Source organism: Acidithiobacillus sp. 'AMD consortium' (assembly GCF_008926505.1).
In the GTDB taxonomy this organism is placed as follows: Bacteria; Pseudomonadota; Gammaproteobacteria; order Acidithiobacillales; family Acidithiobacillaceae; genus Acidithiobacillus; species Acidithiobacillus ferridurans.
The window spans coordinates 1,224,165-1,248,128 of record NZ_CP044411.1; the positions used below are offsets into that span (position 1 = coordinate 1,224,165).

Here is a 23,964-nt window from a genome sequence, read left to right on the forward strand (position 1 = left end):
ATCCCATGAAGCTGATGATTCGTAAAAATAACAACGGCGCGTTGATGGCGTATGTGCCCAAGAAAGATCTTGAAGTAGCCATTACGGAGTCCGAAAAGCCGGAGCTGTGGGGCGGAGTGGTGACGCTGGCGAACGGCTGGCGCCTGGAATTACCGGAGATGCCCGGTGATACCCGCCTACCTATTACCATAGAAGCGCGTCGTCTGGAGGGCTGAGAGGATGAATCTCACCGACGAAGATCTCGCGGGGCTTTTTGATCTGGGCCGGGAAGTCTGCCGGTCTGGTGAAGGCATCCTGCCTGTTTTGCGTACCCGCTTCCCCGGACTCCCCATTACCCAATGTCCCGCCGGCGATATCAGCGACGAGCCTTTTCGTGCCGGTGAATATTTTGACCTGCATCTGCTCGATACCCGCGACCACTGCTGGAAAGTCACGTCTGATCCCCTGGCAGCGACGGGTCTGTTGCTCGCCATACATCGGGGTACGAGATGACCGCGCTCGAAATCCCGCTCTCAGACCCGGACATCAGCACCGGCGAACTGGAAGCCGTAGAGGCGGTGTTGCGTTCCACCCGCATCAGCGCGGGGGAACAAGTGGAGGCCTTCGAAGCGGCGTTTGCTGCCTATCACGGGCGGCGCTACGCCATCGCCGTCGCCAGTCCGACCCTGGCGTTGATGCTCTGTCTGCGTGCCTACGAACTCAGGGCGGGCGACGAAGTCATCCTCTCCCCCTATAGCTGGTGGCAGATCGGGCATGCCCTGGCATGGTACGGGGTGCAGCCGGTGTTCGCCGATATCGACTACTACTCCGGCACGATCTCCCCCAAAGGGGCTGAGGCTCTGATCACGGAGAAAACCCGGGCGATCCTCGCCGGTAATACCAAGGGGCATCCCGCCTTCTGGCAGGAGCTGCGCGCGATGGCCAACGAAAATGGCCTGATTCTGTTGGAAGATTCGACGGAGGCCATCGGCTCCCGTTATCAGGACAAATTGGTCGGCAGCTTCGGGGATAGCGCTATTTTCGCCTTTGCCCAGCCCTCCGCCCTAGTCTGCGGTGAAGGAGCCATGATCGTCACGGACGATACCGGAACCCTCAGCCGTCTGCGCCAGTACCGCGCGCGGGGCATCAGTGAGCGGGGCTCGGTGGTGGCGGCTACCCGTCCACCTCTGCAGGCAGAAATGAGCGATATTCAAGCAGCAATAGGATTGGTCCAGCTCAACCGCCTGGACGGTATTTTGCAACGCCGACAGCAGGTGGAAGCGCTTTACTTTGAGTATATGAAGTCCTTTGAAGGGATCAAGGATCCTTACCACGGGCCGGATGCCACCGCCGTGCACTGGTTTGTGTATGAAGTACACCTTGGTACGCGCTTTAGCCGCAGCAGTCGGGACGCCATCGTCACCGATCTCCGCGCCCAAGGTATCGAGGCGGCCTCTTACTGCCTGCCCATGCATACCCAATCCTATTATCGCGAGAGGGGTGGCGGTCACTGTCCGACCGCCGTGCGGGTGTCCGACCGCACCCTGGTCCTGCCTTTTCACCCCCGTCTGGGCGAAGAGGAAATCGCATTTATCGTTGAAACCCTGAAGGATGCATCCGTCAATGTGGGTGCTGGCGCCGCCATTTATTAGTATGTTGTGTTTTATGTCTATTTTTATATAGGAGAAGCTTGAATGCCCATTATCACCATCCAACCCAGCGGTAAGACTGTCGAAATGCCTGTGGGTGCCAGTCTCGCCGCCGCAGTGATCGCCGCCGGTGAACCCATGGTCCTGAAGTGCGAAGGCAAAGGCGAATGCGATAGCTGCCATATTTTCGTCCAGGAAGGGCGGAAGAGTATTTCGAAAATCCAGCGCCTGGAAAATGAACGCCTGGATAGCATCGTTGGGGTTGGCAGCAAATCCCGTCTGGCCTGTCAGGCTATGATCGGCGAGGAAGATGTCGTTATAGAACTTTTGGGTTTTTCTTCCGGCCTATAAGGAGATAGTTATGGAGCAAACGCTCGTCGTGATCCATGTACGTTTTGCCAGCGATGGCAGTGTGCGAGAAATTGGCGAGCTTCCCAGCGGGACCAGTCCTCAGGACTGGTTCAATGCGCTGAGCAGACACTCTGCCAATAGTTATGAATCTTTCGCCGGGGGAAGGGGCATTTTTCGCCTCGAACCAGCGATCATCGAACAGATCAAGGCTGCAGTTCTTTCCCTCGCTACATAAGGAAGCATGACTATGGACAAGGATCTTTCGGAAATCTTCAATGGCCTTGCGGAAGGGCGCATCATTCCGTATCTCGGTCCCGGCCTGTTGCCGGAGGCCGGGGCCACCCTGCCCAGCGGGTTGTCGGCATTGGCGGAAGTGCTCAGCGGCCAGGTGACAGTGCCTCACAAGGTCCGGCGCAACCTTACCGGGGCCGCGCAGTATATTGAGAACTTCAAGCACCGCAAGACCCTCGTGGGCATGATGGACAAGACCTTTGCCGGGGATCCGCCGATTCATCCCTTGCAGCGCGACCTGGCCGCGCGAAAACTCCCGTTGATCGTCCACCTCTGGTACGACAACGGTATGGCCAAAGCGTTGGCCGAACAGGGTACACGCTGGGGCCGTATCCAGGGGCTCAGTCAGACCGAGCATTACGGCCACTGGACGGGATATATGGATGCCGAGGGCCAGTCGGTTGAAGCCGCAGTAGCTGCCCAATGGGACACGATCCTGTATGAGCCTTGGGGTTCACAAAGCCCGGCCAACAATTACCTCGTTTCTGATACGGATTTTGTCGAAGTGCTGACGGAAATTGACATTCAGACGCCTATTCCGGAGATCGTCCAACAAATCCGCACGGGGCGTCATTTTCTGTTTGTCGGATGCCGTTTCAATGACCAGTTGCAGCGCAATTTCGCCCGCCAGATCATGAAGCGTTCATCGGATCGTCATTGGGCGCTGATAGAGGCGCCGCTGACTCGGAACGAAGCGCGCTTTGTTCGCGAGCAGGGGATTCGGGTACTCCAGCTACCCACTGGCGTCTTGTCTGGTAGTGGGGCCGCCGTGGCCAAGGCAGGTTAGGAGGGCGCCCCACGTTCGTCACCATCCTGTGACACAGGGGGCACGGTCTTATACGGGGCGAATCTCCACACCGATATCGGTCGGTGCGGCGTGATAGACGGCGCTGGTCACGAGGGCATCCATACCGGTTGCCGCATAGGCCTGAATATTCGCAAGGGTAATCCCGCCCGCCGCAAACAATGTTACCTCCGGCGCCACGGCACGCAGCTTCGCAGCGATTTCCGCCAGGGGTCCGGGCGTCATTTTGTCAAACTGAATCCCGGCGACTCCGGCCTGTGCCAGTGCCAGTGCGTCCGTCAGGGTGTGATCCGTCTTTTGCACTTCCACCACGATCTTGCTGGAGGGGACTCGTCTCCGGTATTGCGCCAACTGTTGCAAGAAAGGCGATATACCACCTAAAAAGGCCAGGTGCTGGTCGAATACCAGAACACTTTCTGAAATGCCCAGCCGGTGCGGCATGACTCCCCCTGCGAGAGCTGCCATGACGGCAAAGCGCCGTATTCCGGGAATATTCTTACGCGTCGCAACCACGGATACTCGGGGATTGATCTGACGTGCCTGGTGTACCAATTGCGCGGAGTAGGTCGCGATGCCACACGCGTACTCCAACACGTTTTGCGCTACTTTCCAGGCAGAATGGGCAGCGCTTGCGGAACCTTCCGCCGCCAGCAGGGTGGTTCCTGTTGCGACCAATGCGCCCGACGGTTGACTTTCGGTCACGGTAAGGCCGCAGGCGTCCAATATCTTCATGGCGAGTTCCGTACCGGCGACAGTAATATCCTGACGGCAGCGAAAACGCATGTTGGCAGCTTGGTCACCAATGCCCAGCATCCGGGTGGTGAGGTCCAGGAAAGGCTGATCTTCCTGGATGAGTGCGGCAATTTCCTGCGGAGAGAAGAACATGGCGTAGCCCGTAATAACAATGGACCACCCGCAATGGCAGATGGTCCGTGACAGCGGTTGCAGAACAACCGGGCAGCGATGCGTTCTGTTCCGCCGAACGGTTGATCACCTGGAACAGCCGCTTCAGGGTTTTTCGATACTAACTTCGCTGGCCTTGATTGCCGCGAAAACCTCGTCACCTACCTTCAGCCCGAGTCGTTCCACGCTCCGTGTGGTAATCACGGAGGTGATTATACCGGCGGAAGTTTCCACCTCGACTTCCGAAACCGCCCCACCTTTGATGATCTCAATCACTTTACCCTTCAGATGATTACGCAGACTGGATTCCATGACCGCCCCCTGATTAACTGAATTAGAGTATGGCAGTATATCCTACCTGGATGGCCAGGGACTAGAGAATTGTTATGGCAATTGGATGGAAACGTAGTGCAATTGTAAATATTCCTCCAACCCCCATTTGCCACCCTCGGCGCCCAGTCCGGAGAGCTTACTGCCGCCGAAGGGCGCCTGTGGAGTGGCGGGAGCCCCGTCATTGACGCCGACGATGCCGCATTGCAGCGCTTCCGCGATGCGGTATGCGCGCCCGAGATCGCGGGTCCATAGATAAGCAGCCAAGCCATAGGGGGTGTCATTGGCACGGGCGACAGCTTCCGCTTCGCTACGAAACCCCTGTATGGGCAGCAGAGGGCTGAAGCTTTCTTCGTGGAAGATACGGCTCTGCGGATCGAGGTCGGCGAGGAGGGTCGGGGAGCACCACAGGCCTTGTGCATCCCCTCCGCATAGGAGTCTTGCACCCCGGGCCATGGCATCCTGCAATTGTGCTTTGAACTTCTGGACAGCGACTTCGGAAATCAGCGGCCCGATGTCGGTGTCCTCGGCAAAAGGGTCTCCGACCTTGAGGTGACTCATAGCTTCAAGGTAGTGTGCCGTAAATTCCGGCAGGATCGCCTCATCCACATACAAACGGTTGGCTGCGACGCAGGACTGGCCGGCATAGCGGAATTTGGCATGGATGGTCATGGCCACCGCCGCATCGATGTCCGCATCGGCAAAAATCAGTACAGGGGCATGCCCGCCCAGTTCCAGAGAAAGCCGTTTGATGGTCGACGATCCCTGCGCATAAAGCTTCTGCCCGACCACCGTAGAGCCGGTAAAACTCAACTTGGCTATGCGCGGGTCGGCCATCAATCGCTCCGCCAGTGGCGCAGGATCAGAACTGGGGAGTACCTGCAGGGTGCCAGCGGGTCCCTCCGCTTCCGCCCAGAGTTCGGCAAGCCTTAATGCGGAGAGCGGCGTTTGCTCATCGGGCTTGAGGATGACCGTACAGCCGGCTGCCAGAGCCGGCGCTATCTTGCGAACGACCATGGAGATTGGACTGTTCCACGGCGTAATGGCGAATACCGGTCCAACCGGCACTTTCCAGATCTGCAAGCGCTTGTTTGGAAACTGGGAAGGGATACTTTCGCCGGTGATGCGCTTGCATTCTTCGGCGTACCAGCGCGCCAGGGCGACTGCGGTTTTGATTTCCGCACGGCTCTGGCGTATGGGTTTGCCCATCTCCCAGGTGATGAGATGGGCGAGGTCTTCTGCGTGAACCTGGATGAGCTCCGCCCAACGGCTGAGGATGGCCGCGCGCTGGTAGACGGTGTTTTGCCGCCAGGTTGCAAAAGCGACCGTTGCCGCCTGCACCGCGGCTTCAGCCTCCCGAGTTCCACAATCGGACACTTCGGCGAGCGTCTGTTGATTGACCGGGCTCCGTACCACAAAGCGTGTATTGAGGTCTGTCCAGCATCCATCGATGAATGCGGCTGTCGGTGCAAGGGGCATGAAGTTTTCCTGTATGCGGTGGGCGGTAGCCGGGACGTTGCCGAACAACATCCAAAGAAGGTACTCTTGCGGGGCGGGTTGTATCGGGCTGACTGTAGCGCATGCATGGATAAAGCGCAAAAGGGCCATATCCGCGCGGCATGCATTATAAACAAAGCGGCCGCCAATACACCTAAACCTGGAGCGAGACCATTAATGTCTGAACCTGAAAACACGCCCTACGCCCGTCTTGGTGGTGAGGAGGCCGTTCGCAATCTCGTCAACCGGTTTTATGACCTTATGGACGGCGAGACGCAATGGCAAACTCCGTTGCGGGATATCCACCCGACAGACCTTTCCGAGTCCAGAGAGAAGCTCTTTCTGTTTCTTTCCGGCTGGCTGGGGGGGCCTGATCTATATGTGCAGCGTTATGGACACCCCCGCTTGCGCGCACGGCATGCTTCTGTCCCGGTGGATGACCAGGCACGGGATCAGTGGATGGCCTGTATGCTGCAGGCCATGCACGAGGTAGGGATAGAGCCCGAACTCTATACCCACCTGCAGGGAGCCTTTCAACGCACGGCTGATTTCATGCGGAATCGCTAGGCCTGCGCTTTCTGCACTGCAGAATCATCGTGGATGGCCGCCGGCGCAGCGTCGGGGGTTTGTAATCCATGCCCCGTCAGCCAGCCGAGCAGGATGCCGACCAGAGCTATGGCGGACAGGGATGAGTAGCCGATGAACTGTACCAGCGGACCGCCCAGAAAGGTACCCACTACCGTGGCTACTGCGCCGCTGGCGTTAAAAAGTCCCATCGCCTCGCCCTGACTGAATGGCGTGAGCCGCGCTGTCAGACTGGTTCCGGAAATGCTCTGCAGGGGCCAGGCGATAACAATCAGGACGAAGCCAGCCAAGGCAATCAGCGCCCGGGATACGGGCAGGAAAAATACCAGTAGTAGCAGGGCAAATCCCAAAAAGCGAAGCATCAAAGACCAGCGATATACCCTTCCGGCGCCAAAACGCCCGGATAGCTGCCCACCCACGGAGTACAGCACCAACGCTATGGCGGCGGTCATGGCGTAGACGCTGGAGGTCAATGCCGGGGCCACGTTATAAGCCTTTTGCATCGCTACCGGGAAATAGGCGAAAAATGCCGCTACGCCAAAGGCCACCGCAAACCAGGAAAATAGAAAGCGGCCAAAACGCGTATGTAGCATATCGCCAAACCGGCGCGCGCCCTGCAGAGAAAGGTGATGCGAAAACCGGAGCAGGCCACCCCCCAGCAGTTCCGGGCGCCCGAAATTGGCGAGGAAGCGCCAGTCCAGATCGCGCCGCATATGATTGCCGATCTCCACCGTCCAGTCATAACTTTTGGCGCCGGCAGGCAAGCCTTTGGCACCCAACCAGATGGCGGGAATCAATGCCAAGGCTGAGCAGATCAGGCCGAGTTTAAAATTGCTGACGAAAATGCCGGCCAAAAAAAGTCCGCCGACCTGCCCGCCGCCGTTAAAAGTTTGCAGCCAGCCCAGCCGAGGTTCCCATTCATTTTGGGGGTCGAACTCGACGATGAACAGGCTGGCCATGGTCGCCACGGCAGAGGTTCCCGCGCCGGCGAGCAGCGAGAGCCCGCTCCAGGTGAGAATGCCCGGCAGAAATGGCATGGCGGCCAGCGCCATCAGCAATACCAGAAAGCCACAGAAAAAAATGGGGCGATGCAGATGTTTGCTGTCGGCCAGGTTTCCCCACAAGGGAGAGGTCAGCAGTCCGAGGTTGAATCCGCCCATGACGTAGGCAACCCAACTGAGATGATGGGTGAGGGCGACAATCATCAAGGGCAGGAGAATAGGCAACAGCCCGGAGGAGACTGCCCCCAGCAGGGCATAGGCCAAAAACCAGACGGACACCCAGCGGTCGGGTTCCTTCAGGATGGCGCGCAAGCGATCGAGGTGTTCGCGGGCCAGATGCATGCGGGCGGCGATCGCTTTCTCGCCCATGATGGTGCCGGGATTCCTAGTGTCTGCCATGATCTCTCCTCTGTCGCCTATCGGGCCGCTCTTTACGGTATCGCGCGGGGCATACCCTTATCTGATAAGCCTTTTCTCTGTTGGTTCCCTGACAAATGGATTGCCTTACGCCCGTAAAGCGCGGATTTGCCCGTCTGCGTTCGCTACGTTATGGTAAAACCAACAGCAGAGGGAGTGATGTATGGGCACAATTTTCCATGGGCTGACGACAGACCCCGAATGGTTGTTACACCGGTCGATGTATACCCTGCTGATCGTGGCGGGTAGCTATCTGATATTACGTTGGTATGGCAATGTAGTTGTGCATCTCATGGACTTTCTCGGCCGACGACGGGCCTTGTCACGCGGCTATGGTGTGATGTTCCAGAGAATCACCACATGGTTTCTCTGGCTCATTGTCTGGGTTGTCGTATTGCGGGTCTGGGGTGTCGATGTCACAGCCGTCTGGACCACCTTCGTCAGCTTGTTGGCGGTGATTGGCGTCGGTATGCTGGCGGTATGGGCCATGGTCAGCAATATTACGGCACGCTTCTTTATCTGGTTCTGGCAGCCATTACAGTTAGGGCAACGTGTCGAGATATTGCCGGAATCCCTGACTGGTGAGGTGATCGAAGAGAATCTCATGTTTACCGAGTTGCGCCAGGACGATGGCCAGATTGTGGTGATACCCAACAATCTCTTTTTCCAGCGCGTTATTCGTCGCTTGCCCGATGTCGAAAAAAAAGCCCGCCCGGATGAGAAGGCTGCACCATGAATGCTGACGTACCCCCCGGCGTAATTTTCGGCGAATGTCTGGTCGACGATTTTGGAGAGGTGCAACGACTCGGCGGCGCACCCTTCAATGTTGCGCAACACCTCCATGCGCTGGGGGTGGCATCCGTCTTTGTCAGCAGGGTAGGGCGGGATGCCTCGGGGCAACACATTTTGCAGCACATGCGGGACTGGGGGATGTCCACGAATGAAGTGACAGTGGACGCGTCGCTTCCCACCGGCCGGGTACTGGTGACGGCGGATGTCCGACAGGGGCACCACTTCGAGATTCTGCCGCATCAGGCCTACGACGCCATTGGTATGCCCTCCAGTGTGATCGCCCCCATTCCCTGGCTCTATCACGGTAGCCTCGCCTTGCGGGAAGACGGGCCATCACGGGCGACCTGGCGCCAGTTGCGCGCCCGTGCCCGGTGGCGCTTGGTGGACATCAATCTGCGCGATCCCTGGTGGAATCCGGAATTGCTGGCCGAGGTCATACGGGGTTCGTCTATACTAAAATGCAATGAGGAGGAGCTGGAGCAGATTATTCGCACTTACGAACTTCCCCCAGCCTCGACCCTGCGGGAAGCGATGCAGATGGTGGCAGGATATTTTCATGTGCAAGCCGTCTTGCTGACCCGCGGTACTGCGGGTGCCGCTTATGGGGACGGGACCAATTTTTATGAGGCGGAAGCTACCCCTACGGTAGTCCTGGATACCGTAGGAGCTGGGGATGCTTTCGTCGCAGGCTGGTTCTGGAGCCTGTTTCGCGGTGATGCCATTGCGCGGCGATTGCAAAGGGCAGGAGAATTGGCAGCGGCCATTTGTGCGATATCCGGCGCCATCCCGGATCAACCCGAGTTTTACCGGACCATAATGGCGCGATGGGCTAGGGAGGATTGACTTGGCGGATCACCAAGGTCTTTACGTTCTGATGCTGAGTATCCATGGCCGCATTTGCGGTACTCCGGAGCTCGGGATCGATGCAGATACCGGCGGCCAGATTGGCTATGTACTCGACGAAATCCAGGCGCTGGCACGGGACCCGCGCGTTTCTCGGATCGACCTTCTCACCCGTCGCTTTGATGATCCCGATACAAATCCCATTTATGGAACGCCGCGCGAGCTATTGGAATCCGGCGCGCGGATTATCCGTCTGCCTGCCGGTCCAGCGCACAAATATCTGCAAAAAGAGCGGCTCTGGGATTACCTGGATACCTTCGTGGACGGCGCGCTGCAGTTTATCCGCAGTGAAGACTGTATTCCCGATGTCATCCACAGCCACTATGCGGATGCCGGTTACGTAGGGGTGCGCCTCTCCCGCCTGCTGGGTATTCCGCTCATGCACACCGGCCATTCCCTGGGGCGGGATAAGCGGGAAAGACTGATTGCTGCCGGCCGTAAGGCGGAAAGTATCGACCGGCAATTTCATTTCCCGCGACGTATTGCCGCCGAAGAGTCCGTACTCAGTGAAGCGTCCGTGATCCTGGCCAGCACCCGTCAGGAAGTGGACGAGCAGTATGGCCTGTACGAGAACGCCGCGCGGGCGCATTTCAAGATCCTGCCGCCCGGTGTGGACTTGCGACGATTTTCCCGACCAGGGCGGCAGCGTTCTTCACCGCTGCTGTCCGGCTTACACCGCTTTTTGGAGGCACCGCGCAGGCCTCCCATTCTGGCCATTGCCCGCCCCGATGAGCGTAAAAATTTTCAGCGTCTGGTGGAAGCCTATGCCACGGACCCGGTTTTGCGGGAGCAGGCTAACCTGGTTCTGGTCATGGGCCAGCGTGACCGCCTTGGGCAGCTCCCGCACGGGGCGAAAAGGGTGATTCAGAGCATCCTGCATACCGTTGATGATTACGACCTGTATGGACGAGTCGCCCTTCCCAAGCACCACGAGCCCGAAGACATTCCCGAATATTATCGCTATGCGGCCATCTATAAGGGTGTTTTCGTCAATCCGGCGCTCACCGAACCCTTTGGTTTGACCCTGCTGGAAGCAGCGGCTTCAGGTTTGCCGGTCGTTGCCACCCGGCATGGTGGCCCGCAGGACATCATCCGCTACTGCCGCAATGGCATTCTGGTGGATCCGCTGGATATCGGAGAGATGCAAGACGCCCTCAGACAAATGCTGTTTGATCGCCAACGCTGGCAGCGTGCGAGCCGGGCAGGCTTGCTAGGGGTGCGCCGGGTCTATAGCTGGGAGGCCCATGCACGCCGTTATCTGGCAGAAGTGGAACGCATTCTCCGGCGTCAGCGCAAACAGTTGCGGCGGGAATCCGCCGCCCGCCAGGGGGTACGCCGCGCCTTACCGACGGCGGATCATCTGCTCATATCCGACATCGACAATACCTTGATTGGCGACCCGGCGGGGCTTGCCACGCTGATGGAATGGCTGAGGGAACACCCCCGGGTGGCATTTGGTGTGGCCACCGGCCGGAATCTCAAACAAACCATGGAGATACTGGCGGAAAACCAGGTCCCTCGCCCGGATATCTGCATCACCGACGTGGGTACGCGTATCATCTATGGCAGCAAGCTGCGCGAGGATCAGGACTGGGCCGCTCACCTGCACTATCGCTGGTGGCGTGAAGGGGTATTACAGGCACTGGCCAAGATACCCGGCCTGCGCCTGCAGGAAAAATTCACCCAGAGCGCATTCAAGGTAAGCTACTACGTAGACCCCAAGCGCCCGCCAACGGCGAAGGATCTGCAGCATCGCTTGCGTGAGCGGCAGATCGCCGCCCATGTGGTGCTTTCCCATAACCGCTTTCTGGATGTGTTGCCCATCCGGGCGTCCAAAGGCCACGCTATTCGTTTCCTGGCCTTTCGCTGGGGATTGCCCTTGCGTGCAGTGCTGACCGCGGGAGACTCCGGCAATGACGCCGATATGATGGGTGGCGAAATTTGTGGAGTTATTGTCGGCAACCACAGCCCGGAACTACACGGGCTAAGGGATAAGCATCACATCTATTTTGCCAGTGCTCACCATGCCTGGGGCATTCTCGAAGGCATCCAGCACTACCGTTTTCCAGGACAAGCCCATGCCTGACCATCTGCGTCGCTGTATCAACCAAAATCCCCATTGCGTTGCCGGGCTGTTGCGACATCTGTTCAATCTGCAACGCCCATTTCTGCTTTTTACCGACTTGCAAGAGACCATCGACGACTTTGCTGCAGATTACGGCAGTGATGTAGACCTCGCGGTATTGCAGGCGTTTTTCTCCAGACTACAAGAGGCGGTGCTGGCGGAGCCTTGGATTTATCTGGCCTGGCGTCCCGGCCCTGGGCGCTGGACTTATCTGCGCCTGCATCGGGAGCAGCTTCAACTGGAGACACTCACGCCGGGTGATTATCTGGCTTTTAAAGAAAGACAGGTGCTCCCCGCAAATGATCAGGAGCCGATACTCACCGTGGATTTTGAGGATTTCCGCGCTGCCCCCTATCACCTACAAGATGAGGACACCATCGGACAAGGACTCATCTATATGAACCGCCGCCTGGCTGGGCAACTGTTCGGGAACATCAAGACGGGGCGCCAGAGCATTCTCGACTTTTTGGCCGTGCACAAGCTCAACGGGCAATCGCTGATGGTGCATGGGCAGCCGCCGGATTTTGAAGATCTACGCCAGACCGTGCAGTATCTGGCGACGCTCCCCAAGACCAAACCTTGGATGGAGTTTGCGGCGGAGATGACCCGTCGCGGCTTCGCCCCCGGCTGGGGAGATACCGCCGGACGAGTGCGCGAGACCATGCGTCTGCTGATGGATGTCTTGGATGCCCCCTCGGGAGAGAGTCTGCAAGCATTCATCGACCGTATCCCCATGATCTCCAAGATACTGATCGTGTCCATTCATGGCTGGTTCGCGCAGGACAAGGTGCTTGGACGTCCGGACACCGGCGGGCAGGTCGTTTACATTCTCGATCAGGCGCGGGCGCTGGAACAGGAAATGCGCCAGCGCCTGACCCGCCAGGGGGTGGATATCGTACCCCGTATTCTGATCGCCACTCGCCTGATTCCCAATGCCGATGGCACCTCCTGCGATCAGCGTCTGGAGCCCGTCCAGGGCGCCGATAACGTGCAGATTCTCCGCGTGCCGTTCCGGTACCCCAATGGCGAAATACTGCCCCAGTGGATCTCCCGCTTCAATGTCTGGCCCTGGTTGGAACGCTATGCCGATGACCTCGAACGGGAAACCCTGGCGGAATTTGGCCGTCGTCCCGACCTGATTATCGGCAATTACTCCGATGGTAATCTGGTGGCCACTATCCTTAGTGCGCGGCTGAATGTCACCCAATGCAACATCGCCCACGCGTTGGAGAAGAGCAAATACCTCTATAGTGACCTCTATTGGCGCGATCACGACGCCAGCCATCATTTTGCGTGCCAGTTCACCGCGGACCTCATCGCCATGAATTCTTCCGACATTATCGTTACCAGCACCTATCAGGAAATCGCTGGAAACGACCGCGAGGTGGGCCAGTACGAAGGATATCAGAATTACAGCCTCCCCGGACTGTATCGGGTGGAAAACGGGGTTGACGTCTTCGATACCAAATTCAATATCGTCTCTCCGGGGGCCGACGCCCGCTATTATTTTCCCTACTCCGCCAGCGAAGCACGTCTGCGTTATCTGCACGACGATATTGATGCACTGCTCTTTGACCAGGAGCCCGCCGCGGACCGGCGCGGCGTACTCAAGGAGCGGGATAAACCCATCATTTTCAGTATGGCGCGCATGGACCACATCAAAAATCTCAGCGGACTGGCGGAGATTTTTGGTGCTTCGCAGCGCCTGCGCAAACTGGCCAATCTGGTGATCATCGGCGGTCATATTGATCCGCGGAATTCTCAGGACGAGGAAGAGGGGGTGCAGATCCAACGGATGCACGATGTTATGGATGCGTATCAACTCGATGGCCAGATGCGCTGGATAGGCACTTTACTCGACAAAAATGTGGCGGGAGAGCTCTATCGAGTTATTGGTGATTCCCGTGGATGCTTCGTCCAGCCCGCACTCTTTGAAGCCTTCGGACTGACGGTGATTGAAGCCATGAGTTCGGGGCTGCCGGTTTTTGCCACCCGCTTCGGTGGGCCCTTGGAAATCATCGAAGACGGTGTTTCCGGCTTTCATATCAACCCCAATAACCAACAGGAGACGGCGGAAAAACTGGCGGATTTCCTGGAAGCGGCTGCTGCTGATATCCGTGTCTGGGAGACCATTTCCGACGGCGCGTTGGCACGGGTCAGCGCGCATTATACCTGGAGCAATTACGCCATGCAGATGATGACGCTCGCGCGAATTTTCGGCTTCTGGCGCTTCATGCTCAAAACCGATCGTCACGCCGCCCGTCGCTATTTGCAGATGTTTCAGCACTTGCAATGGCGGCCTCTGGCCCATGCGGTGCCGTTGGGGGAATCATGAGGTACAACAGTGCCAACGCTGAGATGCCCGGTGGGCACGCGGTTACTGTCCTTCTCGATCCGTGTCCTCCGTCACATGCGCTGGCCACCCGTCAGGCGCCAACCCCTGATGATGTGGATTTGCTTTTGCACTACGGACGTTACCCTAGAAATCGCCGCCCTCATGCCGCAACAACCAGCGTTTGCGCTCTATTCCGCCCGCGTATCCGGTCAAAGCGCCATCGGCGCCAATCACGCGATGGCAGGGAATGACAATACCAATGGGATTCGCGCCGTTGGCACGCCCCACGGCACGTACCGCCGATACCCGGCCCATACCCCTCGCCTGTTCCCGGTAGCTGCGGGTTTCTCCGGCGGGAATGCTGCGCAACCAAGCCCAGGCCTTCCGCTGAAACTCGGTGCCTGCGGTTTCTACGGAAATGGCGGAGACGGCGTTGAGATCCCCCGCCCAGTAGGCTTCCAGACCGTTGCGAACCGGCTGCGGAGCAGTCCCCGATGTTAGCGTTACCCTGTCGGAGCCGTAGAGCAGGCGGAGTCGATCCAGCATGCGGGCCTCGCTGTCCGCCCAGTCCAGTGCACGTAGGGAGTTTTGCGCGTCGGTGACCAGCAGCATGACACCCAACGGTGTAGTGACACGATCCAACTGCCATCGAAGCGCTTGGTTCAGCATGAAAATCTCCCCAATATGAACTCTGGAATGATGTTCTACCTAGGCGCTGGAGAAATGGCAGGAAGGGATTCGCCAACTATTCGTTTCCTGCCTGCCATTGGGCTTATGATGACCACCTGACGCCTGTACAGATGCTTTAGCAATTGCGTGCTCAGGGCGACACATGGATGATCATGGCAGCCAGCACGATAGTGATACTCAGCAGAATAACTCCGTAGAGGCCGTAGAGAAATTTGTGGACATGATAAGTGCCCTCGTCCACTTTTTTGACCGTGCGAATGAAGTTGATGCCACCGATGACCAGGTTGGTGACCCCGAGAAGAATGAAAACGATGCCCATCCCGGAAAAGCCTGCGCCCATCACGAGTCTAGTATGGAGCATGATGGAGAGCTGCTCCAGGAAAAAGTCGAATTTTTCGATCACGAAACCAAAGGCAATCAGGCCTATGCCGGTGCGTACCCAGGCGAGGAAGGTACGCTCGGCGGCCATGTAAACGCGCGGATCAATGATTTCTTTCTCAGCCACGGGAGATCCTTCTTGGATATATTCCAGGTCCGACATAAAACGAAATGTTACCACAAAAATCAGGGCGATGGCGGGCCAGCTCAGCCAGTAGAAAAGCTCGGTGAAAAAGTGGCCCAGGGCGGCGTAGTGGAGAGCCTTGAAGAGAATGGCCAGGCGTGCGGAAATCAGGCCGGTGCCGATCGACAGGAAGAGGAGTTTGAAATAACCCAGGTAGGTGCGTTCCAACGCCATGTAAAGCCGGGGTTCCTGTACCGTCGGCAGGTATTTCAGAAACATCATGGATGGGGGTGACCGTCCGCGCTTGAGCGTCTGCTGGTATGGAGTTGCGAGAGCTGGCAGTTTAACGGGAAACAAACCATGTGAGAAGGTGGGAAAATGGTTGACCCTGATGCCGTTGATTGGTATTTTGTCCCCTCTCTAGGTGAGCCCGCTCACCTTGGGGCGGTTAGCTCAGCGGTAGAGCACTGCCTTCACACGGCAGGGGTCGCAGGTTCAAACCCTGCACCGCCCACCAAATAAATCAAGTAGTTATATCACCTGCCCAGGGCCGGTTTTTTGTTGAGTGCATTGTTGAGTGCATTTTCTGAAAAAGCACGTTCCAAGGCGATGGATTGCGCGTCGGTTTGCAGGTGCGCGTAACGTTCTGTCATCTTGGTGGATGAGTGACCTAGGATACGGCTGATGGTGTACAGGTCTGCTCCTGATGCTAGCAAAATTGATGCGCAAGAGTGCCGTAGATCGTGAAAGTGCAAGTGTGGCAATCCGGCCTTCTCGCGGGCGCGACGAAATCCAGACTTAAGCCCTTCGGCGTTGATGGGGAGAGGGATGAATGGTAGCCAGAGGCGCATCGGTCCGATGATGGGTACGGTACGCGTTTTAAGCGTTTTAGTGTTCCCAGCGCGGATGGTGATCGTCGTTTCCCCTACGTCCTCGGCCTTGAGCTTCGTGATTTCGCCGCGACGGCAGCCGGTAAATAGAGCAATCCAAATCGCGGCAGCGACCGGATCGGATGCGTGGCTGGCGAGTTCGTTGACCTGCTCCAGCGTTAGGTAGATATGCCGCTCGTTGTGCTCCGGCAGGCGCTTGATCCTGGCACCGTAGTTCTCTGGGGTCAGTTCCTGTTCCCAGGCCAGCGTGAGGGCCTTCTTGAGCGCGCCCAGACTGCGGTTGATCGTCGCGGGCGCATAGGCTCCGGTCATGTCGCGGATAATCATCGCGGCGCATTTTGGGGCCTCTGAGGCGGTGTATTGGGCGAGCCAGGGGGTGATGCGGGCAGCATGGAATCGGGCGGTCTCCGGGCTACGCAGGTGCTCCAGATGCTTGAGGTACAAGGGCATGACAGCGGCAAGCGGTGGGTCGCCGGCACGCTCCGGCAGGGGGCTTGCCGATGTCAGTTCGGCTCGAAGTCTGGCTTCGACTTGCTTGGCGTCACGCGCAGACGACCCGGCTGGCAGGATGCGATGTAGGCGTCTGCCGTCAACTTGAACTTGGACATTTCGACGATCTTTGTTGTCGATCCAGATGGACACTGCCTATTCCTTTTTGACCACTCAAGCACTTCTGCCAAATTGTACCTTTTACCACGCTTGCCTACCGGGATAAATGGCATTCCGTCATGCTCCATCCGGCGAATCGTGGACTCACTAGTCTGTAGTTTGGCGCAAAGCTGCTGTCTAGTTAGGTGCATTGATCATCCACCGTCTAGTCCATGCCGTAGCGTTATCCCATGCGTCGATCAGCGCTGGTATAGCATCTTCCAGGGAGTACCCGTAGGCGATGGTGGCACCGATGGTCGTCTCGAGATCCACGTAAACGCTCCTTACGGACGTTTCCCCATTGGGCTGAAGCCCGGTTATGGGCAGCCTGGTGCCATTAAGCCGGATGAGTGTGCCAAGGCGCGAGGCATCCTTCTTTGCTGCCGCGATCATGACGGAACCTCATCCCAGAGTTGAACAGAGCGCCGCCAAGAGGGGGTATCACCACGCGCAGCTATGCTGACGCGGCCCGGCTCCCGAAACAGAAATGACCCTCTCGGCGCCCACAAGAGTATCCGGCAAAGCAGCAACTCAGAACGGCTCCGTTGCTCTGGGTCCTCCCTCGTGGTTATGAACAGGAGGGTGCGCTTCATCGGAGCACCACCTTCCGCACCGTGCCCGCGCGGGAGACCATGGCCATGAGGTCCACGATGGGTGTGGAGCGATCGAAGAGAAAGGCCAGCACGACGCCGTCGCAGTAGAGGACAAAGACCTTGGATTGACCTTGCGTAGCAGCCCGCGCATTGTGCGCCGCAACTGCAAATGCCCGCGAATGCGGATGATATGCAATGGATTCTTGCGAGAGTGATGGTGCCATAGCTGACGGTCCCCCATGTCGCCGCGCTGGGTGTGGGCGGCTGATGAGCCAAGTAAAGCACGCTTCACAACATAAGTCAAGCATGCTTTCCGATGACCGCGTTCTGCCGCGGGGACGGTGATTCTTGATAGAGGGGGTTGCCGACGGGGTCTGATTGTATATGCTGATGAGCAGGGTTTGTTATGAGCGCGGTGGGCGCATGGCCATTATATCCAATAAAATCAGAGGGAAATTAAAAGAGAAGCACGGTGTCCGCGAAGAAAAGTAATAGATATCAAGACTCATTTGCATGGTTGGTTTTTCGTCTGGTAAGCTCCTCAATTATTTCTTCATTTTTCCGTTTAGTTTCTTCAAGCTCTCGCATGACTTCATCCTGTTGACTGGACGTCAGGCGGTCGAAGATCCCCAGCATCGCCCGCTGCATAGGCGTTAGTCCCCGTCCGTCAAACGGCAAACCATCCGCGCCAGATTCTATTAACGTTGCCGCGTTAGGTGTCCCTAGCTCCTGGAGCATCGCACCCTCTCCCTGCATTACCCAGTCGGGATTGATGCCCAAATTCTTTCGGAGGGCAGTTAAGGCATCCCATGCCGGCTTCGTTCCACCGTTCTCCCACTGGTGGACAGCGGATTTACTCAATCCGCCCGCATGCTTCCCCAGTTCTGCCTGAGTCAGTCCCAGTCGCTTTCTGATTTCCTTGATGCGATCGCCGATGTCGTCCATGTGGTCAAGCATACTGACCGCCAGGGAAAGTGTCCTTGACTGAAATGGTGAAGACTGCTTTACTATTCATCATGAGCACCATCCGAACAAAACAGGAAGCGATACGGATCTTCGGCGGCACTATGAAAGCCGTTGGCGATGCGCTTGGGATCAGTCGCCAAGCCGTTTACCAGTGGCCCGAAGAGTTGCCCCAAGACACCTCCGATAGATTGGTCGGTGCGGCAATCCGTCTAAAGCTCTTGCCGCCGGGACTCCCTGACTCCCGGAGACGACATAATGGTGCCGCCTCCTCCCAGGCCCCAAAGCCTGAAAGGGAATCCGCATGAGCACATGCGGCACAATCACCCGCGCCGAACTCCGGCCCGACATCTTCGATCCCCCAGGCGAGAGCAGCGAGCAGGGGGCCGCATGAATACTTCATCATATGCTTCTTCTATGCCAGGAAACGAGGGCACCCGGATTGCGTTTTCAGCCGCGCGATCATTCCTGGCGCCCATTCGCAGGGCTGAGAAGGCTGGAAGAGACCATGCCGATTCCAATTGACGCACAAGAACTGGATTGTTCAGCACTTTCGTCCCCACCTGTACCGGCAGACATTGATCTGCGCTCCTATTGCTGGATGAAGCTGGACCTGAGCCGACTCCATTCCAGCGACTTCATTCACCTGGCCAGCAATGAGGAGTTCGGCGCAGCGGTAAAGCTATGGACCGAATCCATGCGACAGGTACCTGCTGGCAGTCTTCCCAACGATGACAAGATCCTGGCGTGCCTCGCTGGATATCGAGGTTCTCCCCGACGGTGGATGAAAGTCAAGACTATTGCACTGCATGGCTTCTCCCTTTGCTCCGATGGCCGCCTGTACCATCCCGTGCTTTCGGAAATGGTACTGGATGCCTGGGGCAACAAGACCCAACAGCCGACATCAAGCCCCTCGGACCCGCGCGCCAAGGATCGCGAGCGCCTTCGTCGCTGGCGGGCGGCACAGAAGGCCAGGCAGGAAAACGCTCAGTCTAACAGAACTGAGGAAGCACACTCTACCCAAGCCGATGAAACGATTGAAACGTTTCAAGGGCGTTTCACTGAAACGTTTCCTGAAACGGCTGAAACGTTTCATAGAAAAGAAGGAGAGGGAGAAAAGAGAGAGAGAAGAAACGTTGATAACGTTTCCGAAACGGCGGGTGAAACGTTTCAGGAAACGCCGCTCACAGAGCCCTCTCCACTGCCGACTGCAACCCGCGAAGGCACGTTGTGCAAGAAACTACGGGGGCTTGGCGTCCGTGCGGCCCCTCACATGGTTGTTGTGCAGGAGATGTGCGCACGCCATTCCGACGAACACATCCTGGCGGCGGCGGAGATCGCCCTGGAGAAAAAAGGCAGCGGCATCCACGTCGGTTACATCGCCGCGATGCTGAAAGACGCTGGGAAATCTTCAGGGAAAGGAGGAAAGAACCAGCCGGCAGCGGGGCCGCCCAACCGCTCGCTCCTGCCGCCCGTCGCTGTTGCCGAATCTCATTATGTCAGACTGTAGGAGAGCCGCCATGGAAAAGAAGTCCGATATCCACCATCAGCCATCCGTCCATGCGGGCGATGCTGCCAGGGATCTCCTTGCCAAATGGGGATTCGACCCTACCAATGAGGCGATCCTGCCCGACCGTCATCCCCAGTACCGCGAGTGCGCGCGCCACGGCCGCTATCCGATCTCCATGGTGGATGAGCGGGACGTCATCCGCTACCTGTCGCCGGTCTGTCCGGTGTGCGCGGCGGAGCATGCCTCCCGCCGGCTCATGGAGAGCGCGGCCATCCCCAGTCGCTACATCGACTGCGGCTTCGACAACTACGTGATCGAGGTCCCGGGTCAGCAGATAGCTCTCGATGTCTGCCGGGACTACGCAGATCATTTCGAAGAGCGCGCCCAAAAGGGATCCTGTCTCATCCTCTGCGGGAATCCCGGCACGGGCAAGAACCACCTGGCGTCTGCCATCGCCCACGTGGTGCTGGCCAAAGGGCACAGCGTGCTCCAGGTCACCGCCTACGACATCATTGCCCGGATCCGCCAGACCTGGCAGCGGGGAATCGGCAACAGCACGGAGCTGGAGGTCATCCGCGGGTTTGCGGAAGTGGGCCTGCTCATCATCGACGAGGTTGGGAAAACCTTCGGCAGCGATGGAGAGCGGGTGCATCTCTTCGAGGTGATCGATCACCGATATCGCGATCTAAAGCCGACCCTCATCCTGTCCAACGAGAATATGGAGGGCGTGGAGAAATGCCTGGGTCCGGCCGCCTTCGACCGGCTGTGTCAAAATGGCGGCCTGCTGCTCTTTGACTGGCAGAGCCATCGCCGGGGGAGGGGGTGCACATCCGACACGGCTCTCTGTCTGCGGGGTGAATCATGAACAGAAATCATGAGCAGCAACTGCTGATAGAGCCCCTCTCAGAAGGCCACCCGATGCTGAGCACGCATCCCGTCCGCTCCGCTTGCGCCCGAAGCGCGACCAGAGACATGGCATCCTACCTGATCGACCTTGGTCCATTCTTTTCAGAGCCAAAGCAGTTCCTGGAAGACCTGCGCGCGAGTGACTTCGCGCCGAAGGGATACGACTGCAGCGCACAGGTGGCCATCCGCCTCATGCGCTGGTCGCAAAGCATCCAGTTGACCCCCCGCCAAAATCACGTGATGAACCAGATCATCTCTGAGGCCATTCGGCGCGGAGCCACGATCATCGAATCCAAAATCAGGACGGCTGAATGGTCTATACCAGATCATCGCGACGATCATCACGATCTTGCCGTCACGGCGGCCACCAAGGCATTGCAACACTTTACGGAGAAGCACGACCTGGCCACGGTGCCGCACCCCAATATTGCGACATTCGTTGATGTGCATACCCGGTTTGCTTCCCGTGATGCCATGGAAGATTTCATTTATCGAAAACGGCTCGATGCGGAATCCGTGTTGCCCCACGAGCCGACGTTCTCAAAAGCATCGCTGGAAAGAGTCATTCGGCAGAGGCGATCGGAACTCAAGCATCTCTCCGGAGAAAAACGGCAGAAGAAAATGCGGGAGCTGGAAAGAATGGAAGCCACGCTGCATGGAGCGCGAACAGAGGTTCGCCTGGAATATGCGCTGGAAGAAAGGGGAGACCATGAGGCACGAGGCAGTAGCGAGCGACTTTCGCTGGAGGACCAGGTGTCCATCGCAGTCGGAGGTATCGACCTGGAAGAGGAAGACGCCAGTTATGAGATGCCCGCCGACCAGCGGGAGTTCCTGGATCTTCTGATTCAGGTGGGCAAGCAGCAAATCGCTGCAAGGCAGCTCATCCCTTACCTGGCCGAGGCCAGGGAATACCGCGCCATTCTCGGTCTTCTTCAGGTGCTGAAGAAAACTGACGAAATCAGCCTTGAAGCAGCATCGCTGCGTGAACTGCTGGGCAATCGAAACCTGGCCGATATTCGAAAGAAGGTCCTGCGCGTTGGCCGGGCCGACAACCGTGAAGTGGTCTCCCTTTTCGAGTCCTGCAAGGCATACCTTCGTGGGGAGAATGGTGAATGTGAGGTGCTGGCTGCACTGCAGGTGGCTTCCGTATGAGCGTACATCCGCCATTCCCCTGGCTGGGCGGCAAGGGGAAACTGGCTGACCAGATTCTTGCCCGGCTTCCCGAGCCGTCGCGGGAGCTGACCTATGTTGAACCGTTCTTTGGTGGCGGGGCGGTATTCTTTGCCCGTCGTCCCTCGGGCATCGAGGTCATCAACGACGCCAATGGTGAGATCGTGACCTTCTTCCGTGTGCTCCGAGACCGCACGGACGAACTGATCCGGTACCTGCAGAATACCCCCTACTCGCGCCAACTGTTTTATGAGTGGCGGGCCATTCCGGACCCGGCAAGCCTGTCAGACCTCGAACGCGCCGCCCGGTTTTTCTATATCGCCAGATCCGCGTTCGCCGCCGAGTCCACCCGCAAAAATCCGGCGTGGGCCTTTGCCAAGGTTTTTGACAATAAGGCTCGGTCCATGGCCGCCGTCATCGATTCGGAATTGCGATTGGTTCGGGATCGGCTGCGGTATGCGCTGATCGAGAACGATGATGCCATTGCGGTGGTCCGGAGATTCGACAGCCCATCGGCTGTCATCTACTGTGATCCGCCTTATCTCCAGGCTACGCGCAGAGACGGGCAGTATGCCGATGAGATGAGTGACCAGGACCATGAGAACCTGCTTCGGGTGCTCTGTGCATGTGATGCCTATGTCGCGATTTCTGGCTATCCCAGTGATTTATATTCGGATCATTTGGAGTCCGGGCAAGGATGGTCCTTTGTGGATTTTGCCCACTCCTGTCACGCGAACCGGTCAGGGCGAGCCGGTGAAGATATTGATCGAGATCGGACAGAAAGGATCTGGATGAATCCACGCCTTACGCAGTGGTATGAGCGGCACGCCCCGCGCCAGTGTTCCTTGTTGGATCTGTGTGCAGTGTGACCCACTCCCGATCTATACCGAGCGTCACCACAATCCAGGAGAAAAAACCATGGCAGGCGTGAATAAAGTGATCTTGTTGGGCCATCTGGGGCGAGATCCTGAGATGCGGTATATGCCCGATGGGACGGCGGTCGCCAATATGACCATCGCCACGTCGGAGTCCTACAAGGATCGGGACGGCAATCGCCAGGAGCGTACCGAGTGGCACCGCGTTGCACTCTTCGCGAGGACGGCGGAAGTCGCCGGCGAATACTTGCGTAAGGGAAGCCGGGCGTACATCGAGGGGCGTATCCGCACCAGAAAATGGACCGATAAGGACGGTCAGGAGCGGTATTCCACGGAGATCGTGGGCGACCGGCTTCAGTTGATCGGTGGGCGCCGCGACGGGGCCGACGGCGGCAATCCAGCGCCACAGCATGGTGGTGGGGGTGGCGGCGACATGGGTGCAGCGCCGATGGAGGAATTTGACGACGATATTCCCTTTATCACCAAGGCGGAAACCATCTGTCAACCACGCTGGCGGCTTCCGCGAGTGCGGTTCTGAGGGGGCGGAACTTGCTCAGACTCTGGCATTCAGGTGGTCCCGCCTGCGTAACCCCTGATCTGCCGGTCTTCAAGGAAGACCATTTCTATAGAGCCGATTCTTGCCCAGCACGGCGTAGGTATTACCGCTCGGATCTACCCTGAATCCCTCGCAGTGCCAGTACCGGTGGAGCAGGCCATCAAGACGCTGCTCCCGGAGGGTGGAAGTTCGTCAGGATGGCGCTAATCGCATTTTATATCTGCCGGAGAATCCCATACCGGCCCACTCATTCTGGCGGCGGCCGGCGAGATGTTTTATAAAGGTAGTACCAACAACAACTAACCAGGGGGCGCAATTTGAATCACTCGCACCTGCGATCGCCTAGGCACAATCCCTATATCTCGCGTTGGCTACGCGGGATTGTGGCTGAGTTTTATGGTGGTCGTGCTGGTGGTGGGGGCATGGCTCGCCTGGTCCGACTGGCAGTAAATTACTTCATAGTTGCGAGTCCTATGGCCAGATTTGCGCAGCACTGAAGGCAAGGAGAAAGGCAGGGGCGCTGTTGTGAGGCAGGGTCTAAAAAACTTGCGGAAATGAATTTCCACAAGCAGTTTGTTTGTCGACAACCATAAGGCTCAACGGTTGCAGTGCAGCGTTTGCAGTCATTCGAATTGCTGGGTCCGCAATTAAAGTTGCACATCATGGTAAGGAATAGACCTCATGATCGTCCAGTTAAC

General features: G+C 57.8%; 27 protein-coding genes and 1 tRNA gene. 18 read left to right on the plus strand and 10 right to left on the minus strand.

The features are described from left to right. Positions 1-5 precede the first annotated feature (5 nt). From nifT to F6A13_RS06430, 6 genes are read left to right on the plus strand one after another with little or no spacing between them, the layout of a single operon-like run. Positions 6-215 carry a putative nitrogen fixation protein NifT gene (nifT, locus tag F6A13_RS06405; protein ID WP_113525813.1) on the plus strand — a complete coding sequence of 70 codons (210 nt, stop codon included), beginning with the start codon at positions 6-8 and terminating at the stop codon, positions 213-215. A gap of 4 nt (positions 216-219) precedes the next feature. Next, positions 220-492, plus strand: a complete 273-nt coding sequence (locus F6A13_RS06410) for a hypothetical protein (RefSeq protein ID WP_126605253.1) — start codon at positions 220-222, stop codon at positions 490-492. After that, on the plus strand, positions 489-1,631 hold the full coding sequence (locus tag F6A13_RS06415) for a DegT/DnrJ/EryC1/StrS family aminotransferase (RefSeq protein WP_113525815.1): 1,143 nt from the start codon (positions 489-491) through the stop codon (positions 1,629-1,631). Before F6A13_RS06410 ends, F6A13_RS06415 begins: the two co-directional genes overlap by 4 nt. A gap of 42 nt (positions 1,632-1,673) precedes the next feature. Further along, positions 1,674-1,979, plus strand: a complete 306-nt coding sequence (locus F6A13_RS06420) for a 2Fe-2S iron-sulfur cluster-binding protein (protein WP_126605254.1) — start codon at positions 1,674-1,676, stop codon at positions 1,977-1,979. 10 nt (positions 1,980-1,989) lie between these two features. Further along, a complete protein-coding gene (locus F6A13_RS06425; RefSeq protein ID WP_126605255.1) occupies positions 1,990-2,214 on the plus strand; it encodes a hypothetical protein in 225 nt (74 codons plus the stop codon). A gap of 6 nt (positions 2,215-2,220) precedes the next feature. Further along, positions 2,221-3,057 carry an SIR2 family NAD-dependent protein deacylase gene (locus tag F6A13_RS06430; protein ID WP_225981988.1) on the plus strand — a complete coding sequence of 279 codons (837 nt, stop codon included), beginning with the start codon at positions 2,221-2,223 and terminating at the stop codon, positions 3,055-3,057. A gap of 48 nt (positions 3,058-3,105) precedes the next feature. On the opposite strand, the gene modD is transcribed toward F6A13_RS06430, so the two are convergent. The 3 genes from modD to F6A13_RS06445 form a co-directional block, all read right to left on the minus strand. Beyond that, positions 3,106-3,960, minus strand: a complete 855-nt coding sequence (gene modD / locus F6A13_RS06435; protein ID WP_126605256.1) for a ModD protein — start codon at positions 3,958-3,960, stop codon at positions 3,106-3,108. Positions 3,961-4,083: 123 nt separating this feature from the next. Beyond that, the gene (locus F6A13_RS06440; protein WP_009560719.1) at positions 4,084-4,290 is read right to left on the minus strand and encodes a TOBE domain-containing protein; all 207 of its coding nucleotides are present in this window, start codon (positions 4,288-4,290) and stop codon (positions 4,084-4,086) included. A gap of 72 nt (positions 4,291-4,362) precedes the next feature. Next, a complete protein-coding gene (locus tag F6A13_RS06445; RefSeq protein ID WP_113525898.1) occupies positions 4,363-5,787 on the minus strand; it encodes an NAD-dependent succinate-semialdehyde dehydrogenase in 1,425 nt (474 codons plus the stop codon). Positions 5,788-5,982: 195 nt separating this feature from the next. On the opposite strand from F6A13_RS06445, the gene F6A13_RS06450 reads away from it, so the two are divergent. After that, positions 5,983-6,372 carry a group II truncated hemoglobin gene (locus F6A13_RS06450; protein ID WP_113525820.1) on the plus strand — a complete coding sequence of 130 codons (390 nt, stop codon included), beginning with the start codon at positions 5,983-5,985 and terminating at the stop codon, positions 6,370-6,372. Here the strand turns inward: F6A13_RS06450 and F6A13_RS06455 are convergent. Then, the gene (locus F6A13_RS06455) at positions 6,369-7,790 is read right to left on the minus strand and encodes an MFS transporter (RefSeq protein ID WP_126605257.1); all 1,422 of its coding nucleotides are present in this window, start codon (positions 7,788-7,790) and stop codon (positions 6,369-6,371) included. The genes F6A13_RS06450 and F6A13_RS06455 overlap by 4 nt on opposite strands. A gap of 181 nt (positions 7,791-7,971) precedes the next feature. Between F6A13_RS06455 and F6A13_RS06460 the strand changes: the two genes are divergently transcribed. From F6A13_RS06460 to F6A13_RS06475, 4 genes are read left to right on the plus strand one after another with little or no spacing between them, the layout of a single operon-like run. After that, positions 7,972-8,544 (plus strand): mechanosensitive ion channel family protein, encoded by a 573-nt coding sequence (locus F6A13_RS06460; RefSeq protein ID WP_113525822.1) that lies wholly within the window; start codon positions 7,972-7,974, stop codon positions 8,542-8,544. Then, positions 8,541-9,443, plus strand: a complete 903-nt coding sequence (locus tag F6A13_RS06465; RefSeq protein WP_126605258.1) for a PfkB family carbohydrate kinase — start codon at positions 8,541-8,543, stop codon at positions 9,441-9,443. The genes F6A13_RS06460 and F6A13_RS06465 overlap by 4 nt, the downstream gene beginning before the upstream one ends. Before the next feature lies 1 nt (position 9,444). Next, positions 9,445-11,589 carry an HAD-IIB family hydrolase gene (locus F6A13_RS06470; protein WP_126605259.1) on the plus strand — a complete coding sequence of 715 codons (2,145 nt, stop codon included), beginning with the start codon at positions 9,445-9,447 and terminating at the stop codon, positions 11,587-11,589. Then, positions 11,582-13,963: a sucrose synthase gene (locus F6A13_RS06475; RefSeq protein ID WP_126605260.1), complete on the plus strand. Its 2,382-nt coding sequence runs from the start codon at positions 11,582-11,584 to the stop codon at positions 13,961-13,963. The genes F6A13_RS06470 and F6A13_RS06475 overlap by 8 nt, the downstream gene beginning before the upstream one ends. A 144-nt stretch (positions 13,964-14,107) precedes the next feature. Here the strand turns inward: F6A13_RS06475 and F6A13_RS06480 are convergent, their stop codons facing one another. Beyond that, entirely contained in the window at positions 14,108-14,632 is a 525-nt protein-coding gene (locus tag F6A13_RS06480) for a methylated-DNA--[protein]-cysteine S-methyltransferase (protein WP_126605261.1), read from the minus strand. Between the two features lie 151 nt (positions 14,633-14,783). Beyond that, positions 14,784-15,437 (minus strand): YidH family protein, encoded by a 654-nt coding sequence (locus F6A13_RS06485; protein WP_126605262.1) that lies wholly within the window; start codon positions 15,435-15,437, stop codon positions 14,784-14,786. 160 nt (positions 15,438-15,597) lie between these two features. Here F6A13_RS06485 and F6A13_RS06490 point away from each other — a divergent pair. After that, positions 15,598-15,672 (plus strand) — tRNA-Val (locus tag F6A13_RS06490). A gap of 19 nt (positions 15,673-15,691) precedes the next feature. Here F6A13_RS06490 and F6A13_RS06495 read toward each other — a convergent pair. From F6A13_RS06495 to F6A13_RS06515, 4 genes are all read right to left on the minus strand, one after another. Then, the gene (locus F6A13_RS06495; protein WP_012536603.1) at positions 15,692-16,687 is read right to left on the minus strand and encodes a tyrosine-type recombinase/integrase; all 996 of its coding nucleotides are present in this window, start codon (positions 16,685-16,687) and stop codon (positions 15,692-15,694) included. A gap of 144 nt (positions 16,688-16,831) precedes the next feature. Beyond that, positions 16,832-16,966 carry a hypothetical protein gene (locus tag F6A13_RS15775; RefSeq protein ID WP_257248164.1) on the minus strand — a complete coding sequence of 45 codons (135 nt, stop codon included), beginning with the start codon at positions 16,964-16,966 and terminating at the stop codon, positions 16,832-16,834. A 316-nt stretch (positions 16,967-17,282) separates the two neighbouring features. Further along, the gene (locus tag F6A13_RS06505; protein ID WP_012536605.1) at positions 17,283-17,510 is read right to left on the minus strand and encodes a hypothetical protein; all 228 of its coding nucleotides are present in this window, start codon (positions 17,508-17,510) and stop codon (positions 17,283-17,285) included. Positions 17,511-17,784: 274 nt separating this feature from the next. Next, on the minus strand, positions 17,785-18,231 hold the full coding sequence (locus tag F6A13_RS06515; protein ID WP_225981989.1) for a helix-turn-helix domain-containing protein: 447 nt from the start codon (positions 18,229-18,231) through the stop codon (positions 17,785-17,787). Between the two features lie 122 nt (positions 18,232-18,353). Between F6A13_RS06515 and F6A13_RS15970 the strand changes: the two genes are divergently transcribed. The 6 genes from F6A13_RS15970 to ssb all read left to right on the plus strand — a co-directional run bounded on the left by F6A13_RS15970 (position 18,354) and on the right by ssb (position 23,248). Then, entirely contained in the window at positions 18,354-18,557 is a 204-nt protein-coding gene (locus F6A13_RS15970; protein ID WP_413227728.1) for a hypothetical protein, read from the plus strand. Between the two features lie 200 nt (positions 18,558-18,757). Continuing rightward, on the plus strand, positions 18,758-19,759 hold the full coding sequence (locus F6A13_RS06525; protein ID WP_225981990.1) for a YdaU family protein: 1,002 nt from the start codon (positions 18,758-18,760) through the stop codon (positions 19,757-19,759). Positions 19,760-19,769: 10 nt separating this feature from the next. Further along, a complete protein-coding gene (locus F6A13_RS06530; protein ID WP_151528129.1) occupies positions 19,770-20,624 on the plus strand; it encodes an ATP-binding protein in 855 nt (284 codons plus the stop codon). Beyond that, complete coding sequence (locus tag F6A13_RS06535; RefSeq protein WP_012536609.1) at positions 20,621-21,817, plus strand: hypothetical protein; 1,197 nt, start codon at positions 20,621-20,623, stop codon at positions 21,815-21,817. The genes F6A13_RS06530 and F6A13_RS06535 overlap by 4 nt, the downstream gene beginning before the upstream one ends. Then, a complete protein-coding gene (locus F6A13_RS06540; protein WP_012535816.1) occupies positions 21,814-22,704 on the plus strand; it encodes a DNA adenine methylase in 891 nt (296 codons plus the stop codon). Before F6A13_RS06535 ends, F6A13_RS06540 begins: the two co-directional genes overlap by 4 nt. Positions 22,705-22,753: 49 nt before the next feature. Continuing rightward, the gene (gene ssb, locus F6A13_RS06545; protein WP_012536610.1) at positions 22,754-23,248 is read left to right on the plus strand and encodes a single-stranded DNA-binding protein; all 495 of its coding nucleotides are present in this window, start codon (positions 22,754-22,756) and stop codon (positions 23,246-23,248) included. The last annotated feature ends 716 nt before the right edge of the window (positions 23,249-23,964 follow it).